18 protein-coding genes and 1 riboswitch are annotated in these 17,012 nt (G+C 69.9%); of the genes, 5 read left to right on the plus strand and 13 right to left on the minus strand.

Going from position 1 to position 17,012, the window contains the following annotated elements:
• Positions 1–4 precede the first annotated feature (4 nt).
• Entirely contained in the window at positions 5–976 is a 972-nt protein-coding gene (gene bhcB, locus DDZ14_RS05520; protein WP_109423956.1) for a beta-hydroxyaspartate dehydratase BhcB, read from the minus strand.
• Positions 976–2,166, minus strand: coding sequence for an L-aspartate--glyoxylate aminotransferase BhcA (gene bhcA, locus DDZ14_RS05525; RefSeq protein ID WP_109423957.1), 1,191 nt, complete (start codon positions 2,164–2,166; stop codon positions 976–978). The genes bhcB and bhcA overlap by 1 nt, the downstream gene beginning before the upstream one ends.
• A 195-nt stretch (positions 2,167–2,361) precedes the next feature.
• Here bhcA and bhcR point away from each other — a divergent pair, with 195 nt between their 5' ends.
• Positions 2,362–3,186, plus strand: a complete 825-nt coding sequence (gene bhcR, locus DDZ14_RS05530) for an HTH-type transcriptional regulator BhcR (RefSeq protein WP_109423958.1) — start codon at positions 2,362–2,364, stop codon at positions 3,184–3,186.
• A gap of 6 nt (positions 3,187–3,192) precedes the next feature.
• On the opposite strand, the gene DDZ14_RS05535 is transcribed toward bhcR, so the two are convergent.
• Positions 3,193–4,014, minus strand: a complete 822-nt coding sequence (locus tag DDZ14_RS05535; protein WP_109423959.1) for a bifunctional allantoicase/(S)-ureidoglycine aminohydrolase — start codon at positions 4,012–4,014, stop codon at positions 3,193–3,195.
• Positions 4,015–4,187: 173 nt separating this feature from the next.
• Between DDZ14_RS05535 and DDZ14_RS05540 the strand changes: the two genes are divergently transcribed.
• The 4 genes from DDZ14_RS05540 to DDZ14_RS05555 all read left to right on the plus strand — a co-directional run bounded on the left by DDZ14_RS05540 (position 4,188) and on the right by DDZ14_RS05555 (position 8,260).
• Positions 4,188–4,856 carry a GntR family transcriptional regulator gene (locus DDZ14_RS05540; RefSeq protein WP_109423960.1) on the plus strand — a complete coding sequence of 223 codons (669 nt, stop codon included), beginning with the start codon at positions 4,188–4,190 and terminating at the stop codon, positions 4,854–4,856.
• A gap of 66 nt (positions 4,857–4,922) precedes the next feature.
• Positions 4,923–6,320 (plus strand): aspartate aminotransferase family protein, encoded by a 1,398-nt coding sequence (locus tag DDZ14_RS05545; RefSeq protein ID WP_109423961.1) that lies wholly within the window; start codon positions 4,923–4,925, stop codon positions 6,318–6,320.
• A 34-nt stretch (positions 6,321–6,354) separates the two neighbouring features.
• Positions 6,355–7,659, plus strand: a complete 1,305-nt coding sequence (locus DDZ14_RS05550; protein ID WP_109423962.1) for an FAD-binding oxidoreductase — start codon at positions 6,355–6,357, stop codon at positions 7,657–7,659.
• Positions 7,660–7,675: 16 nt separating this feature from the next.
• Positions 7,676–8,260: a VOC family protein gene (locus DDZ14_RS05555; RefSeq protein WP_109424098.1), complete on the plus strand. Its 585-nt coding sequence runs from the start codon at positions 7,676–7,678 to the stop codon at positions 8,258–8,260.
• A 13-nt stretch (positions 8,261–8,273) separates the two neighbouring features.
• Here the strand turns inward: DDZ14_RS05555 and DDZ14_RS05560 are convergent, their stop codons facing one another.
• The 10 genes from DDZ14_RS05560 to DDZ14_RS05605 form a co-directional block, all read right to left on the minus strand.
• Entirely contained in the window at positions 8,274–9,248 is a 975-nt protein-coding gene (locus DDZ14_RS05560; protein WP_109423963.1) for an energy transducer TonB, read from the minus strand.
• Positions 9,245–9,631, minus strand: a complete 387-nt coding sequence (locus DDZ14_RS05565) for a biopolymer transporter ExbD (RefSeq protein WP_109423964.1) — start codon at positions 9,629–9,631, stop codon at positions 9,245–9,247. The genes DDZ14_RS05560 and DDZ14_RS05565 overlap by 4 nt, the downstream gene beginning before the upstream one ends.
• Positions 9,632–9,636: 5 nt before the next feature.
• Complete coding sequence (locus tag DDZ14_RS05570; protein ID WP_233252494.1) at positions 9,637–10,056, minus strand: biopolymer transporter ExbD; 420 nt, start codon at positions 10,054–10,056, stop codon at positions 9,637–9,639.
• Between the two features lie 4 nt (positions 10,057–10,060).
• Positions 10,061–10,723: a MotA/TolQ/ExbB proton channel family protein gene (locus tag DDZ14_RS05575; protein WP_109423965.1), complete on the minus strand. Its 663-nt coding sequence runs from the start codon at positions 10,721–10,723 to the stop codon at positions 10,061–10,063.
• Complete coding sequence (locus DDZ14_RS05580) at positions 10,723–11,523, minus strand: cobalamin-binding protein (RefSeq protein WP_109423966.1); 801 nt, start codon at positions 11,521–11,523, stop codon at positions 10,723–10,725. Before DDZ14_RS05580 ends, DDZ14_RS05575 begins: the two co-directional genes overlap by 1 nt.
• On the minus strand, positions 11,520–12,281 hold the full coding sequence (locus DDZ14_RS05585) for an ABC transporter ATP-binding protein (RefSeq protein ID WP_109423967.1): 762 nt from the start codon (positions 12,279–12,281) through the stop codon (positions 11,520–11,522). The genes DDZ14_RS05580 and DDZ14_RS05585 overlap by 4 nt, the downstream gene beginning before the upstream one ends.
• Positions 12,278–13,267: an iron ABC transporter permease gene (locus tag DDZ14_RS05590; protein WP_109423968.1), complete on the minus strand. Its 990-nt coding sequence runs from the start codon at positions 13,265–13,267 to the stop codon at positions 12,278–12,280. Before DDZ14_RS05590 ends, DDZ14_RS05585 begins: the two co-directional genes overlap by 4 nt.
• Positions 13,264–14,106: an ABC transporter substrate-binding protein gene (locus DDZ14_RS05595; RefSeq protein ID WP_109423969.1), complete on the minus strand. Its 843-nt coding sequence runs from the start codon at positions 14,104–14,106 to the stop codon at positions 13,264–13,266. Before DDZ14_RS05595 ends, DDZ14_RS05590 begins: the two co-directional genes overlap by 4 nt.
• Positions 14,081–15,934 (minus strand): TonB-dependent siderophore receptor, encoded by a 1,854-nt coding sequence (locus tag DDZ14_RS05600; RefSeq protein WP_109423970.1) that lies wholly within the window; start codon positions 15,932–15,934, stop codon positions 14,081–14,083. Before DDZ14_RS05600 ends, DDZ14_RS05595 begins: the two co-directional genes overlap by 26 nt.
• A gap of 136 nt (positions 15,935–16,070) precedes the next feature.
• Positions 16,071–16,278, minus strand: a riboswitch (cobalamin riboswitch).
• A gap of 43 nt (positions 16,279–16,321) precedes the next feature.
• Positions 16,322–16,918: an isochorismatase family protein gene (locus DDZ14_RS05605; RefSeq protein ID WP_109423971.1), complete on the minus strand. Its 597-nt coding sequence runs from the start codon at positions 16,916–16,918 to the stop codon at positions 16,322–16,324.
• Positions 16,919–17,012 lie beyond the last annotated feature (94 nt).

Raw genomic sequence — 17,012 nt, forward strand, 5'->3', positions numbered from 1 at the left:
CCTCTCAGCCCTGGGTCCAGGGCAGCTTGCCCAGATCGACATTGCCGCCGGTGATGATAACTCCCACGCGCTTGCCGGCAAAGATATCGGGGTTCCTGATGATGGTGGCCAGCGGCACGGCGCTGCTTGCCTCCATGACGATCTTCATGCGCGCCCAGGTCAGGCGCATCGCGTCGATGATTTCCTGTTCGGACGCGGTCAGGATATCCGTGACATGGTTCGACACGAAATGCCATGTCAGATCCTTGAGCGGCACTTTCAGCCCGTCGGCCACGGTCTCGGGCGCATCGTCGGCGATGATGTGGCCCGCATGCAGGCTGCGTGCCGCGTCATCCGCCTGTTCCGGCTCGGCGGCATAGATATTCACCTCCGGCGCCAGGTTCGACAGGGTCAGGCAGGTGCCCGAGACCATGCCGCCGCCGCCGATCGGGGCGATCACGATGTCGAGCCCCTCGATCTGCTCCATCAACTCGCGCGAACAGGTGCCCTGCCCGGCGATCACCCGCGGATCGTTATAGGGATGCACGAAATCGGCGCCAGTCCGTTCCTGGACCTCGGCAAACACCGCCTCGCGCGAGGAGGTGGAGGGCTCGCATTCAGTGATCTCCCCGCCATAGCCGCGCACCGCATCCTTCTTCGCCTTCGGGGCGCTGTGGGGCATCACCACATGGCAGGGGATGCCGCGGCGCCCCGCGGCATAGGAGAGCGACAGCGCGTGGTTGCCGCTGGAATGCGTGGCCACGCCCCTCTTCGCCTTCTCCTCGTCCAGCCCGAAGACCGCGTTGGAGGCGCCGCGCACCTTGAAGGCGCCGGCCTTCTGGAAATTCTCGCATTTGAAGTAGAGATCGGCGCCCGTCAGGTCGTTCAGGAAGGACGAGGTCAGCACCGGGGTGCGATGGATATAGGGCTTGATGCGCTCATGGGCATCGAGCATGTCCTGAAACGTGGGTATGTACATCTCGCTTGCATCCTTCATCACGCGGCCGCCTTGCTCTCGCTCAGGTCGTGGCTGCGATAGTAGTCCTGCGCCGCGGCGACGCCGGAGCCCAAGGTGACGTCGAGCCCCAGATCCGCCATCACCATTTCGGCGGTGGCGATGCCCGACAGTGCCATGACATCGGTCATGCTGCCAAGATGGCCGATGCGGAAGACCTTGCCCGCGACCTCGCCCAGCCCGACGCCGAAGGCGACGCCGTATTTATCGGCGGCATGGGTGACGATCCTGGTGGCGTCGAACCCGGCGGGGGTGCGGATCGCGCTGACCGTGTCGGAATAGAGATCGGGCGATTGCGCGCAAAGTTCCAGCCCCCAGGCCCGCGTCGCCGACCGGACCCCTTCGGCGATCCGGTAATGCCGGGCAAAGACCGTCTCCAGCCCCTCCTCCAGCAGCATGTCGCAGGCCAGCTTCAGCCCGGCCATCAGCCCGACCGCGGGCGTGTAGGGATAGCCGCCCGAGCCGTAGCTGCGGGCCATGTCGCGAATGTCGAAGAAGGTGCGCGGCAGCTTCGCCGTCTCCACCGCCGCCATTGCTTTCGGCGAAAAGCCGGTGATCGCCAGCCCCGCGGGCAGCATGAAGCCCTTCTGGCTGCCGGCCACGGCAATGTCCACGCCCCACTCGTCCATCCGGAAATCCATCGAGGCGATGGAACTGACCCCGTCGACCAGCAGGAGCGCGGGATGCCCGGCCGCGTCGAGCGCCCGGCGGATCGCCGCGATGTCCGAGCGCACGCCGGTCGCCGTCTCGTTATGGGTAGCCAGGACGGCCTTGATGGCATGGCCCGTGTCGGCGGCCAGCGCCTCGGCATAGCCCTCGGATGGCAGGCCCGCGCCCCAGGGCGCGTCGATCACCTGCACCTCCAGCCCGTGGCGCTGGCACATGTCGATCCAGCGGTGGCTGAACATGCCGTTGCGCCCCACCAGAACCTTGTCGCCGGGCGACAGCGTATTGGTGATCGCCGTCTCCCAGCCGCCGGTGCCGGTGGAGGGGAAGATGAAGACCTCCGCCTCGCGGCTCTTGAGGATCTTGCGCACGCCGTCGCGCGCGGGATGCAGGATATCGCCGAAGAGCGCCGAACGGTGGTCGATGGTGGGCATCGACACTTCCTTGCGGATCGCCTCGGGTATGTTGGTCGGGCCGGGGATGAAGACCGGGTTCTGAAAACTCATGGGGATTGCCCTCCAATGATGGATGCCGGGAAGATAGGCCCGCCAGCGCGAAGAGTAAATTTTTTTGAAAATATAATCCGCATCATGAAAAATATGAAAAACATCGTGATCTCAGTTGGTTGCGTTTTTCATATGACAAAAACGTTTTTCGGTTTACATTTTTGCGACCCGAATCCAACCCCGCAGGCCGATCCCATGGCTGAACGCAAACGCGGCCGCCCCCGCGCCTTCCACGACCGGACCGAGCAGAACACGATCCGCGCGCTCGACCGCGCCATGACCATTCTGGAGGCGCTCTCGACCTCCGAAGGCGCGGCTCTGTCGGAGCTTGCGTCGCGGCTCGACCAGTCGCCCGCAACGCTCTATCGGGTGCTCATCACCCTTCAGGGCCACGAGATCGCGGAACTCGACGAGGCCAGCCAGACCTGGCATGTCGGCCCCGGCGCCTATCGCATCGGCTCGGCCTTCCTGCGCCGCTCTTCGGTGGTGGAGCGCGCCCGCCCGGTGATGCGCTGGCTGATGGAGGCCACGGGCGAGACCGCCAATCTGGGCGTGGCACGCGGCGCGCATGTGCTCTTCGTCAGCCAGGTCGAGACGCATGAGACCATCCGCGCCTTCTTCCCGCCCGGCACCGAGAGCCCGATGCACGCCTCGGGCATAGGCAAGGCGCTGCTGGCGCATTTCCCGCAGGACCGGCTGGACCGGCTGCTGGCACGCATGGCGCTGGACCGTTTCACGGATCACACGCTGACCGGCCGGGAGGCGCTGGTCGCGGACCTGCGCGCCATCGCGGCGCGGGGCTACGCGCTCGACAACGAGGAACGCACCGACGGGATGCGCTGCGTCGCCGCGCCGATCTTCGACGCCACGGGGGAGCCGGTCGCCGGCATCTCGGTTTCCGGCCCGGTCAGCCGCATGACACCGGAGGCCGCCGCTCGAATGGGCGGCGAGGTGCGCGAAGCCGCGCGCCAGGTTACCGCCAGCATCGGGGGCATCACGCCGGCCGCGCGCCCGGCGTGACCGGCCTCAGAGCGCCAGACGCGGATGCCGGTTCACGTCCTTGTAAAGCAGGTAGCGGAACGGCCCCGGACCGCCGGCATAGCAGGCTTGCGGGCAGAAGGCGCGCAGCCACATGAAATCGCCGGCCTCCACCTCCACCCAGTCGGCGTTGAGCCGGTAGACCGCCTTGCCCTCCAGCACATAGAGCCCGTGTTCCATCACATGCGTCTCGGCGAAGGGAATCGCCGCGCCGGGCTGGAAAGTGACGACCGTCACCGCCATGTCGTGACGCATGTCGGCGGGATCGACGAAGCGCGTCGTGGCCCAGCGCCCGTCAGTGTCGGGCATCGGGTCGGGCGCCACATCGGCATCGCTGGTGATAACCGGATCGGGGGCGTCCAGCCCTTCCACCGGCTCGTAGCGTTTGCGTATCCAGTGAAAGCGCGCCGTGCCCGGCCCCGGATTCGTCACCTGCCAGTCGGCCCCCGGCGGCAGATAGGCGAACCCGCCCGGCGCCAGGTCATGCGCGCTTCCGGCGATTCGCAGGCTCAGTGCGCCACCCGTCACGAAGATCACGCTCTCGGCCCCCGCGTCGGGCTCCGGCCGGTCGGAGCCGCCGCCGGGTTCCAGTTCGACCGCGAGCTGCGCGAAGGTCTCGGCAAAGCCCGAGAGCGGCCGCGCCAGCACCCAGGCGCGGCACCCGTCCCAATGCGGCAGGCGCGAGGTGACGATATCGCGCATCGTGCCCCGCGGGATCACCGCATAGGCCTCGGTAAAGACCGCGCGGCCGGTCAGAAGCGTGGTCTGGTCCGGGTGCCCGCCGGGCGGAAACGCGTATCCGTGATCCATGTCGAAACCATCCTGCCTGAGTCGCCGCCATCCTAGCGGGCGGGCCGCGCCAACACCAACGCGCCGCCGCCCCGCGCCGCCTTAAGGTTCTTCAGGCAATGGGTGAAAATCCGTCACGTCATTTTTGATCATTTTTTCTTGTCAGCGCGATGGGCACAAGGCAATCTTGGGACATGTCCACGCCCCGCACGCCCGCGCATGAAGTCATCTATGCCCGCATCCGCGACATGATCCTCTTCGGCGACCTGGCGCCCGGCCAGCCGGTGACGCTGCACGGTCTGGTGGACCGGATGGGCGTCTCCACCACCCCCGTGCGCGAGGCGGTGCGGAGGCTGGGCGCGGAGGGCGCGCTGGAACGGCTGGGCAACCGGCGCATCGTGGTGCCGGTGCTTGATGCCGGACGGCTGGACGAGCTGGAATTCGCGCGCCTGGCAATTGAGCCGCGGCTCGCGGAAATGGCCACTCCGAAGGTCGGACACACCGAAATGAAGGCGCTTCAGGACGCCGACGCGGCGCTGGACAGCGCCATCCGTGCCGGCGACACACCGGGCTACATGCGCCAGAACTACCGGTTCCACTTCACGCTCTACCGGGCGGCGAATGCGCAGGTTCTCCTGCCGATTGCCGAGGCGCTCTGGCTGCAATACGGACCGCTCGGCCGGGTGATCTGCGGACGCTTCGGCACCGGGCGCATGGCCGACCGGCACAAGGAGACGCTGGCGGCGCTGGCCCAGGGCGACGCCGGTGCCGCGGCCCGCGCCATCGCCGCCGATATCCGCCAGGGTTTCACGCTGATGCGCGACGGGATGCGCACCGATGAAAATTTGATCAAATCCGATTGACCCTTTCGCCGGGAGGCGTATCATCGCGCGCGCAATCCACGCATGCGCCGATCGGGGAGATCTTCCATGAACATTCGCGCCAACCACCCGCCCACCGCCGAAATGCAGGCCACGGACGCGGCCCATCACCTGCATCCCTTCACCCATGGCGACGCGCTCAACGCCAAGGGCACGCGCGTCATCACCCGCGCCGAGGGCGTCACGCTGACCGATTCCGACGGCAAGCAGTATCTCGACGGCATGGCCGGGCTCTGGTGCGTGAATATCGGCTACGGGCGCAACGAGCTGGCCGATGTCGCCGCCCGCCAGATGCGCGATCTGCCCTATTACAACACCTTCTTCCAGACCGCCCATCCGCCGGTGATCGCGTTGGCCAAGCGGCTGGCCGAATTGATGCCGGAGGGGCTGAACCACACTTTCTTCGCCGGCTCCGGCTCGGAGGCCAACGACACCAACCTGCGCCTGGTGCGCAGCTACTGGGCGGCCAAGGGCAAGCCCGAGAAGCGCATCTTCATCAGCCGCAAGAACGCCTATCACGGCTCCTCGATGGGCTCCGCCTCGCTGGGCGGAATGCAGGCGATGCACGGCCAGGGCGGCCTGCCCATTCCCGACATCGTGCATATCGACCAGCCCTACTGGTACGGCGAGGGCGGCGACACCGACCCGGCCGAATTCGGGCTTCAGCGCGCGCGGCTCCTGGAGGAGGAGATCGCGCGGCTGGGCGAGGAGAATGTCGCGGCCTTCATCGCCGAGCCGATCCAGGGCGCCGGCGGGGTGATCGTGCCGCCCGAGACATACTGGCCCGAGATCCAGCGCATCTGCGACGCCCATGACATCCTGCTGATCGCCGACGAGGTGATCTGCGGCTTCGGGCGCACCGGCAATTGGTTCGGCTCGGAAACCTACGCGATCCGCCCCGACATCATGACCATCGCCAAGGGGCTGAGCTCCGGCTACGCGCCGATCGGCGGCTCGGTCGTGTCCGACGAGGTGGCGGAGACGATCAACGCGATGGGCGAGTTCTACCACGGCTACACCTATTCCGGGCACCCTGTCGCCGCCGCGGTGGCACTGGAGAACCTGCGGATCCTGGAGGAAGACGGGATCGTGGACCATGCCCGCGACGTGGCCGCACCCTACCTGGCCGAGAAATGGGCGCAGCTCGCCGATCACCCCATCGTGGGCGAGGCGCGCTGCAAGGGCATGCTGGCGGCGGTGGAACTGACGCCCGACAAATCCGCGCGCGCGCCGTTCAGCACACCGGTGGGCCAGGTCGGGCTGCGCACCCGCGAGACCTGTTTCGAGAACGGGCTGGTGATGCGCAACGTGCGCGACAGCATGATCGTCTCGCCGCCGCTGATCCTGACGCGCGGCGATATCGACACGCTGATCGATCGCGCGGTGAAATCGCTGGACGAAACCCATGCCTGGCTGAAGGCCGAAGGGCTGATGACCGCGGGCTGACCCGGCCCGCGCAGGCCGCAGGAAGGGGGCGCGCGTGGACATCCTGACCGTCAACGACCGGCCCGGCCGCTACCCGGAAAGCTGGTACGCGACCACGGTGGACCTGCCGCCCCCCGCCCCGGCCGCGCAAGGTGCTGTCGCCTGCGATGTCTGCGTCGTGGGCGGCGGCTATACCGGGCTCTCGGCGGCGCTGCATCTGGCGCAGGCGGGCCTCGACGTGGTGCTGCTGGAGGCCAATCGCGCGGGCTGGGGCGCCTCGGGGCGCAATGGCGGGCAGGTCAATGTCGGACAGCGGGTGGAGCAGGACGCGCTGGAACGCAGTCTCGGGCGGGACGAGGCCCGCCGGCTCTGGGAACTCGGGCTGCAATCGGTCGAACTGGTGCATGCGCTCTGCGCCGCGCATGGTATCGACTGCGACTATGCGCCCGGCGTCATCCATGCCGATCACCGCGCCCGGTTCGTAGCCCATAGCCACGCCTATGCCGAGAAGCTCGCCCGCGACTATGGCTATGACAAGGTCCGGCCGCTCGACCGGGCGGAGATCCGCGATCTGGTCGGTTCGCCGGGCTATCACGGCGGATCGCTCGACATGGGTTCGGGCCATCTGAACCCGCTGAAATATGCGCTGGGGCTGGCGCGCGCGGCCCGCGCGGCGGGGGTACGGATATTCGAGCAGAGCCGGGTGAGCGGGATCGAGGAGGGCGCGCCGCTCCGCATCCGCACCGAGGGCGGCGCCACCGTGACCGCCGGGCATCTGGTCCTGGGCTGCAACGGCTATCTGGGCGGGCTCGCGCCGCGCGTGGCCGCCCGCGTGATGCCGATCAACAATTTCGTCGCCGCGACCGAGCCGCTGGGCGCCGAGCGCGCGGCGGCGCTGATCCGCGACAACCACGCGATCGGCGATTCGCGCTTCGTCATCAACTATTTCCGCCTCTCCCCCGATCACCGGCTGCTCTTCGGCGGCGGCGAGAGCTACGGCTACCGCTTCCCAAGCGACATCGCCGCGACGGTCCGCAAGCCAATGCTGGAGGTCTTCCCGCAGCTTCGCGGCACCCGCATCACGCATGCCTGGGGCGGGACACTGGCGATCACCATGCGGCGCCTGCCGCATCTGGCCCGGCTGCGCAGTAACATTCTGTCGGCGGGCGGTTATTCGGGCCACGGCGTCGCGATGGCCACCCTGGCAGGCCAGGTCATGGCCGAGGCGGTCGCCGGACAAGCCGGCCGCTTCGACGTGATGGCGCGCCTGCCCTGCCCGCGCTTTCCTGGCGGGCGAGCGCTGCGCAGCCCCCTTCTGGCGCTGGCGATGACATGGTATGCCCTGCGCGACAGGCTCTGACCAGATGGAGGACGGCATGCGCAAGATACAGGTTCAGGGCGTCCACCATATCACGCTGGTGGGCGCGGACCGGCAGACCAGCATCGACTTCTGGGAAGGCGTGCTGGGGATGCCCTTCATCTTCGAACAACCCAACCTCGACCGCCGCTCCGAAAGCCATCTCTATTTCGACCCCGGCGATGGGCGGCTGATCACCGTCTTCTGCGACGACGCGCGCAAGCCGGGTGGCACCGCCGTCCCGCAGGACACTGGCGCGCTGCATCACCTTGCCTTCGCGGTCAGCCGGGCGAGCTTCACGCAGGCCATCGAGCGGCTGGAGGCCCGCGGCATCCGCCATTCCGGCCCCAAGGATCGCGGCTTCATGGATTCGCTCTATTTCCGCGACCCGCTGGGGCTGCTGCTGGAACTGGCCTGCTACCGGTTCACCCCGCCCGCGGGCGCGAGCCATGCGGACGTGCTGATGGAGGCACACCGTATCCGCGTGGCGCGCGGCGACAGCCATATCCAGGACGTCCATCTGGCCGACGCGGTCGCGGCGCTGACCGAGCGCAGCCGCGACAGCCTGTCGGAGGATCGCGGCCCGCGCAATCCCTACGGCTGAGCCGCACCGGGCGTCAGCGCGCGAAGCGGATCGGCAGGCGGAACGGATGCGCGGCACCCGGCAGCCCGTCGGGCGCCGGAGGGAACGGCCCGGCCCGGCGCACCGCATCGAGCGCCACGCCGTCGAGCCGCGGATCGCCGGAGCCCTGTACGACCCGCACCGCGCGCAAGCCCCCGTCGCGCGCCACGACAAGCTCCACCACCACGCGGCCGGACATTCCCCTGACCTGCCGCTTGCTGCGTTCGATCCGGGCGCGGATTTGTCCGCCCCATTCCGCGATCAGTGTGCGCCGAGCGCCGCTCGTGAGGCCCGGCTCGGCGGCCGGTGCCGGCGTGGCCGCGGTTTGGCCGCGTCCCTTACCCGCCGCGCGTTGCGGCGCGGCGGCGGCGGGTTGCGACGCGGCCTCCGACGCATCAGGGCGCGCGCGTGGGCGCAGCGTATCCGCGTCGGCGTGGCGCAGATCGACCGGCGGCTCGGGGGGCGCGGGCGCAGGCTCCGGCGGCTGGACGACGGCCGGATCGGGCGCGCGGCGGGCAGCGGGCTCGGGCGGGGCTCTCTGCTCCGGTATGTCCGGGGCCACAGCGGCTTCGGGCTGCGGGCCTTGCGTCGGAGTGTCCGGCAGCAGGGGCAAGGGTGCGCGGGCGGGTGGCACTGGCGGATCGGCGCGCGGCGGTCGGGGCGTATCGGGCACCGGCGCATCACGGCTCAGCACCGCTACTCTGTCGGCGCGCGGAAGCGTCTCGGGCAGCCGGTCGGGCACCGGGGCGGCCGCATGGTCTACCCTCTCGGCAACCTCGGGCGGGCGCGCCCATTCCGACACCGCGCGCGCCACATCCGGGGGCGCAGCGCCCAGGCTCGCGCTCGCCTGCCCGCCCGCGCCCGCGCCCTGCCGCGACGCGCCGGGATCGGGCGCGTTCACCGCGAAGATGGCAACGTGCAGCCCGGCGGCGAGCGACAGGAAGCCCAGCATCTCCAGTGCCTGTCTCATCGCGCCACCGTCACAAGCTCCACCCGGTCCTGACCGGCCGCCGCCAGCCGCGGCAACAGCGCCGCGACATGCGAGGCCGCGACGCCCGCATCGGCCCGTAGCCGCAGCGGCCCGGCGTCGCGCGGCCGGGTGGCCAGCGCAGCGAAGACCGCCAGGCCGCGCGCAGCACCATAGGCAAGGCTCCCGTCGGCGGCGAGATGCAGGACCGTCCCGGCCTCCGCCCCGGCTGCGGGGGCATCGGCGCGGGGCGGCGTGACTTCGACCGGCGGCGGCGGCGCGATCTCGGCCGTCATCAGGAAGAAGATCAGCAGCAGGAAGACCACGTTGATCATCGGCACGATGTTCTCGCGCGGGCGGGTCTGCGGGGCGGGGCCGAAATCCATCGCGCCTACTCCACCATCAGAAGCCGCGTGTGACCGGCGGAGCGCAGCGCCTCCATCACATCGACGAGGCGTTGCAGGCTGACCTCCGGCGCGGGCCGCAGCACCACCGGGTCGGAAGCGGTTTCGGTGAGCCCCTCCAGCCGTGCCAACAGCGCCGGGCGCGCCAGCGCCACGCCGTTCAGCCTGAGCGTCTCCGCCCCGATCTCCACCAGCCGCGGCGGCCCGGACCAGGCCGCGCCCTGCCCGCCGGTGTCGAGAGCGATCCCGCCCTCCTGCCCGAACCGTGCTGCCAGCATGAAGAAGACGAGCAGCAGGAAGACCACGTCGATCATCGGCGTGAGGCTGGGCCGGCGTGGCCGGCGCGGGGGGCCAAAGGCGAACATCAGCCCGCCTTCCGCCTGCGTGCCGGAGATATCGCTGCACATCCTGTCATACCGGTGCCCCGGCCTGTATGCCCACCCGCGCAGCGGCCAGGAAGAGCCGCGTCGCCAGGTCCTCCATGTCATGCTGGGCGCGCGCGGCCACGCTCTCGAACCAGCCCAAGGCCAGCGCCGCGGGGATCGCCACGGCCATGCCCGCCGCTGTGGTCAGCAGCGCCTCCCATATGCCGCCCGCCAGCGCCGCCGGATCGGCGCGCGTGCCGCTCTCCTCCAGCGTCTGGAAGGCTTCGATCATGCCCAGGACCGTGCCCAGCAGACCCAGGAGCGGCGCGATCGTGGCGATGAGTTCCAGTGCGCGCAAGCCGGTGCGGGCCTCGGCAAGCAGACCGCGGGCGACGCGTGTCGTCTCCTCCCGCGCGGCGGTCTCCGGCAGGCCGTCCTCCAGCGCCGCCATCGCCGCGCGCACCAGCCGCGCGCGCAGGCCGAGACGACCGGCCAGAACCTTCCGCGCGCCATCCCGGTCCCGCCCCTGCCAGAGCGCGACCGCGCGTTCCGCCCGCGCGCCCGCCCAGGCGCCCAGCACCATCAGCCGCCAAGTCTTCCACAGGATCAGCGCCAGGGTCGCGACAGATAGCGCCGCGATCACCCAGATCGCTACCCCGCCCTTGTCGAGGAACGCCGCCAGCGCGCCCGGTACCGCCTGCATGTCCATCACGATGTTCCCCCGCCATGCTCCGGCCCCCAGAGGGCCGTCAGAATTCCGTCCAGCCCGTCGGTCAGCGCCGCCGGGCCGGGCTGCAGCAGAAGCGGCGACTTGATCTCATGGATCCGGCCCTGCCGCACTGCCGGGATCGCGTCCCAGCCCGGCCGCGCAGCGATCTTCTCGGGCCGCACCTTCTTGCCGCACCAAGAGGCTATGATGACATCGGGAGCGGCGGCAATCACCTCGTCGGGTGACGGGATGCGCGCCGAGGCCGACTGCGCGCGGGCGCGGTCCGGGAAGATGTCCTGACCGCCCGCTATGCCCACCAGTTCCGACACCCAGCCGATGCCGGAAATCAGCGGCGCGTCCCATTCCTCGATCCAGACGCGCGGTCGGCAGGGGCGCGCGGTGGCGGCGATGCGTGCCAGCCGGGCTTCGAGCCGCTCCGCCAACGCCTCGGCCCGGTCGCCCGCCCCTACCATCGCGCCGAGGCTGCGGATCATCGCCAGGATGCCCGCCACGTCCCTTTGGTTGAAGGCATGGACCGCAACGCCGGCGCGGATCAGTTCCGCCGCGATATCGGCCTGAAGATCCGAGAAGGTGAGCACCAGGTCCGGCTCCAGCGCCAGTACCTTCGGGATATCGGCCGAGGTGAAGGCCGAAACGCGCGGCTTTTCCCGGCGCACGCGGGCCGGGCGCACTGCGTAACCCGAGACGCCGACGATGCGCGCCTCCTCGCCAAGCAGATAGAGCGTCTCGACCGTCTCTTCGGTCAGGCAGACGATGCGTTCGGGCGGAAAGCGCCTCATCGGATCGTCTCCAGCGGCTGAAAGACGGGCCCCGCCGCGGTTCGTGCGAAATAGCCGCGGACATGGAAGACGCGCGCGAGGTTTTCCTCGGTCAGCACCGCCTCGGGCGGGCCGTCGGCCTCGATCCGGCCGCCATCCATCAGCACCAAACGGGTGCAGTGGCGCGCGGCCAGGCCCAGATCGTGGATCGAGGAGAGCACGGCGCGCCCCTCCCCGGCCAGGCCCCCGAAGACCTCCATGGTGGTGATCTGCGCCGCCGGGTCGAGCCCCGCGATCGGCTCGTCGGCCATCAGCAGCGGCGTCTCCTGCGCCAGCGCGCGGGCGATCAGCACGCGAGCCTGCTCGCCCCCCGAAAGCGCCGTCGCGTCGCGGTCGCGGAACCCCGCCAGCCCCATATGCTCCAGCGCCGCCTCGACCGCCGCGCGGTCCTCGGCACGCAGCCGCCCGCCGGGGGGCAGATGCGGCAGCCGGCCCAGTTCCACCAGCGTCGCGACGCTGACCGGCCAGGTGATCTCGCGCGCCTGCGGCAGCCAGGCCGCCATCCGTGCGCGTTCGGCATCGGCCAGCGCGGTCAGGCTGCTCACCCCCTCATGCGGCAGCAGGCCCAGGGCCGCGCGCATCAGCGTGGTCTTGCCGGCGCCGTTGGGGCCGATCAGCCCCACGAACTCGCCCGCGCGCAGCGTCAGCGACACCGCATCGACTACCGGGCAAAGCCCGCGCCGCACGGTCATCCGGTCGAGTGTCAGAAGCGCGCTCATATTCCGGCCCGCCTTGTGCGCCAGATCAGATGCAGGAAAAGCGGCGCGCCCACCAGCGCGGTCAGCACGCCCAGCTTCAGGTCGCGGTCTGGCGCGATCAGGCGCACCGCGATATCGGCGGCCAGCACCATCGCCGCGCCGCCCAAGGCCGAGGCCGTCAGGAGCCGCGAGGGCCGCGCGCCCACCAGCGGACGCAGGAGATGCGGCACCACCAGCCCGACAAAACCGATGGCGCCGGCAACCGCCGTGGCGGCCCCCACCGAGGCGGCCACGCCCAGCACCAGAACCAGCCGCATCCGGCCCAGCCGGATGCCCAGCGCGCCGGCGGCGTCCTCGCCCAGCGTCAGCGCGTCGAGCCCGCGGCCCAGCGTGGCCAGCATGGTCCAGCCCAGCGCCATGAAGGGCAGAGCCAGCCAGACATGCACCATCGAGCGGTCGGCGAGCGAACCCAGCAGCCAGAAGACGATCTCGGCCGCGGCATAGGGATTGGGCGAGAGATTGAGCACCAGCGCCATCAGCGCCCCGGCCAGCGCGCTGACGGCGATCCCGGCGAGGATAAGCGTCAAGGACGCACCGTAAGGCCCTGCCAACATAAGCAAAATCAGGACCGATACCAGCGCGCCGCCGAGCCCCGAGAGCGGCAGGGCCAGCGCGAACGCCGCCGCCAGCCCGGTTTGCAGCGCCAGCACGGCGCCCAGCGCGGCGGAGGAGGTGACGCCGATCAGCCCAGGCTCGGCCAGCGGGTTGCGCAGATAGCCCTGCATCGCCGCGCCGGCGAGGCCGAGGCTCGCCCCCACCATGACGCCCAGCAGCGCGCGCGGCAGGCGGATCTCGCGCATCACCAGCACCGCCGCCTCGCCCTCGCCGCGCACAAGCGCCGAGAGGCTCTCGCCCAGCCCCAGCGCCGCGGGGCCGGTCACCAGCGAGACCGTGAAGAGCCCGGCCACCAGCAACGCCAGCGCGGGGAGAAGCAGCGCGGGCCTCATCGCCCCGCCTCGCGCAGCCGAACCAGCCCGGCGACCGCGCCCAGCAGATGCGGCGTGCCGCAGACCCAGCGCGCGCCGCTTCGCGCCCGGTGGCCCTGTGCGACCCGCCGCAGCGCGGGGTGATCGAGCAGCGCCTCCGACCGCGACTGCCCGCCATAGCGGCGCGGGGTGACAACCAGATCGGGCCGCGCCAGGACCAGTTCCTCCAGCGCCAGTGCGCCGCCACCCGCGCGCCCCAGCGCGGCGGCGAGGTTGGTATATCCGGCGGCGTCCAGTATCTCGCCCGCCAGCGTGGCGTTGCCCGAGGTGTAGCCGCCCGCGCCGTAAAGCACCGCCTCGGGCCGCAGATCCGGGCTACGGGCGCGCAAGGCCGCCAGCCGCGCGTCGAAATCGGCGATCATCGCCGCGGCCTCGGCCTCGCGCTCCAGCAGCCGGCCCATACGGCGCAGATGCGCGCGCGCGTCGGCAAAGGAGGTCTCGGGCGGGAAGACCTCCACCCGTATGCCCAGCCGGCGCAGCATATCGACGCTGGCCTGCGCAGTATAGCTACCGGCCAGCACCAGATCGGGCTTCATCAGGAAAATCCGTTCCGCCTGCCCACGGTTGAGCGGATAGGCCCGCGCCGCGTCGGCCATGGCCGAACTCATCGGGTCGGCGGCCAGGTGCGAGACCGAGACAAGCTGTCCCGGCGCGGCCAGCAGCATCGCCATCTGATCCGTGCAGAGATTCATCGACACCACCCGCTCGGGCGCCGCCGCAGCCGGAAGCGCCGCGCCCAGCCAGAAGCCGAGCGCGGCGAGAAGCGCGCAGAGATCAGAACGACGCGCGGACACCGGCATAGAACGCACGGTCCGACGTACCGAAGCCGCGAACCACCTGATATTCCTCATCAAAGAGGTTTTCGATGCGGAAATAAACCTCCGCCTCGTCGGTCACCGCGTAGGTGAGCGACGCATCCACCACCGTGTAGTCGGGCAGTTCCGCCGGCGTACCGATATCCAGTAGGTCGGCGACATACTGCACCGTCACCCGGCCCGCGAGCCGGTCGGTGACATCGGCCTCCGCGCCCAGCAGCAGGTCGTGGCGCGGCACGCGCAGCAGCCGCGGGCCCGCGGCGGTCTCGGCCTCGGTATAGGTGTAGTTGCCGAAAAGCGCGATCCGCTCGCCAATGGGCAGCCGCCCGGAAAGCTCGACGCCCGACGTCTCGGTCGTGCCGGGCACCTGCCGGAACTGACCGGTGAAGGGGTTGGGGAAAGTGGTGAGCGTGACAAACTCGATCAGATCGTCGATCTCGGTATAGAAGGCGGTCAGCTTGACGTTGCCGCCATTGTCGAAATGCCGTTCGACGCCGAGTTCGTAGCTGACCGAGGTCTCCTCCTTCAGGCCGGGATTGCCGAACTGGCTGTCGAACCGCTCGAAGAGCGAGGGCGCGCGAAAGCCGGTGCCGGCCACGGCGCGCAGCACCCAGCCCTCGGCGGGCCGCCAGGCGGCCGAGGCGCGGCCGGTGACGCGGCTGCCGAAGCCGGAATGATCGTCGAGCCGCGCGGCTACCGACAGGTCGAGCGTATCGGTAGCCGCCAGAAGCGCCTGCGCGAAGACCGCGCGGGTGATCTGGCTGCCGGTATTCGTGCTGGTGTCGAAGCCCTCGTCGGTCCAGTCGCCGCCGAAGACCAGCTTCAGGCTCTCGCCCAGATCGGCCAGGCCCTTGTAGCTCAACTCCACCCGGTCGCCCACGAAACGGCTGTTCGTGGTGCCGAAGGCCGTCGTGCCCGTGGTGTGCCGGTCATTCTCGAAATAGCTGGCCGCGAATGTGTGCGTGACTGCCCCGGTGGTGAGATCGGCAAAGCCGCGCAGGCCCCAGGTTTCGCCCTCGGTTTCCTCATCGGGGGTGCCGTCGCCGCCGAACTCGTCGAACTCCACCTCGCTGTCCTCGTAGAAACCCGAGGCGCCGACGCGCAGCGTGTCTGTCAGGTCGTAAGCCCCGGTGAAGGAGAGCCGCGTCGCCTCGAACCCGTCGTCTTCGGTGTTGCCCTGGTTCTCGTCGGCCGCCGAGAAGCCGTTGGTCTGCACCCGCGAGAGCGTCAGCGCCATCTCCCCCCGGTCCGCCAGGGTCGAAACATTGAGACTGCCGCGCAGCGTGTCGTAGCTGCCGCCCTCGGCCTCGACGCTGGTCACCGTACCGTTCTCGGTCGCGCGGTTGGTGGAAATGTCGATCACCCCGGCGATCGCCTCGGAGCCGTAGAGCGCCGATTGCGAGCCCTTGATCACCTCCACCCGGCCGATGCCCGCCGTCGTCAGACGGCCAAAATCGAAACCCGTCTGGCCCAGCGAGGGATCGGTCACGTCGATGCCGTCGATGCGCACGCCCAGGTAACGCTGCCCCGACAGGCCGCGCACGCGCACGTTGGTCGCCGCACCCAGCCCGCCATCGGAGGCCACGCTGATGCCCGACATCCCGTCCAGCACATCGGCCACGCGGGTCTTGCCGGCCTTTTCCAGTTCCTCGCGGGTGATGATGCTGAAGCTCGCGCCGGTGCGCGCGGCCTCGGTCGCGTCGAGATTGGCCGCGAACACGATCTCGTCGAGCGTGAAGGGGTCCTGTGCCAGGGCGACGGCCGGGACCAGCCCGGTAACCAGCGCGCCGATCGCGGTGAGTGTCCTGCGCATTTGATGTCCTTTCCTAACGGCACGGGCCGCGTCCGGTTCCTTTGAGAGGTCCTTGGAAAGGTGCGATCCCCTTCCGCAGACGGTGCGAAAGTGTCACCGCTGCGGATCGTCCGCTTCCGCGACGCGCCCCGCGCCCGGAATGGGTGATCACTTCGGCAGGTCTCCTGGCTTGCGGGTCGCTGCTCCGGCCGGCCTTCCCGGGGGTGTCCCAGTGGCATAGTCAACCGTCGCTCGCCGCTTACAGTTGCGGGGGCAGCCGTGGAGTGGGACCGAAATTGCGGACCGCACCACGTTCCCTTTTCACCTGCCGCGCAAGCGGCAGGACCGAAGCGCATTCCGTTTAGCGCATCACATGTGGAAATCAAGCATGAACTGCGGCCGCGCGCGTCAGCCCAGCACGTCGAGCGTTCGCGCAATCACCGCGAAACGGTCGGAAAGCTCAACCAGCGCGACACGGTGGACAAGCGCGGCCTCGATGACGCCGCCCTGCCCGTCCGGCAGATCGCGGCTGGCGCAGGCGGGCGCCAGAACCGTGGTGCGAAATCCCAGATCGGTGGCCGCGCGGGCGGTGGAACTCACGCACATATGGGTCATGAACCCGGCCAGTACCAGTTCCTCGCGGCCTGTTTCGGCCAGCGCCTCGGCCAGCGTGGTGCCGGCGAAGGCGTTGGGCAGGCCCTTCTCGATCTCCGGCTCGCCGGCATGGGGCGCGAGCGCGCCGACGATGCGGCCACGCTCGGCCTGCCGGTCGAATAGCCCCCCGGATCGGCCCTTGTGGGCGATGTGGAGCACCGGCGCGCCTTCCGCGCGGGCGCGCGCCAGCAGCGCCGCGGCCTGCGCCACGGCGGCCTCCGCCCCGGTCACGGCGATCGGGCCGTTGAGGTATTCGTTCTGCATGTCGATCAGCACCACCGCCGTATGGGCGAGGCGCGGCGGGATCTGATCGGCGCCGGCAAGTTGCAGAAGGGTCTGGGGTGCGGACATCGGCCTGGGTCTCCTGGTTGCGGCGCCGGGGCGCATTGGCTGTTGCGGCTGAGCCTATCCCGGCGCGGGGGCGCGCGACAGGGCTTCGCACCGC

The sequence above is a fragment of the Maritimibacter sp. 55A14 genome (genome assembly GCF_003122205.1).
Taxonomy (GTDB): Bacteria; Pseudomonadota; Alphaproteobacteria; order Rhodobacterales; family Rhodobacteraceae; genus QEYE01.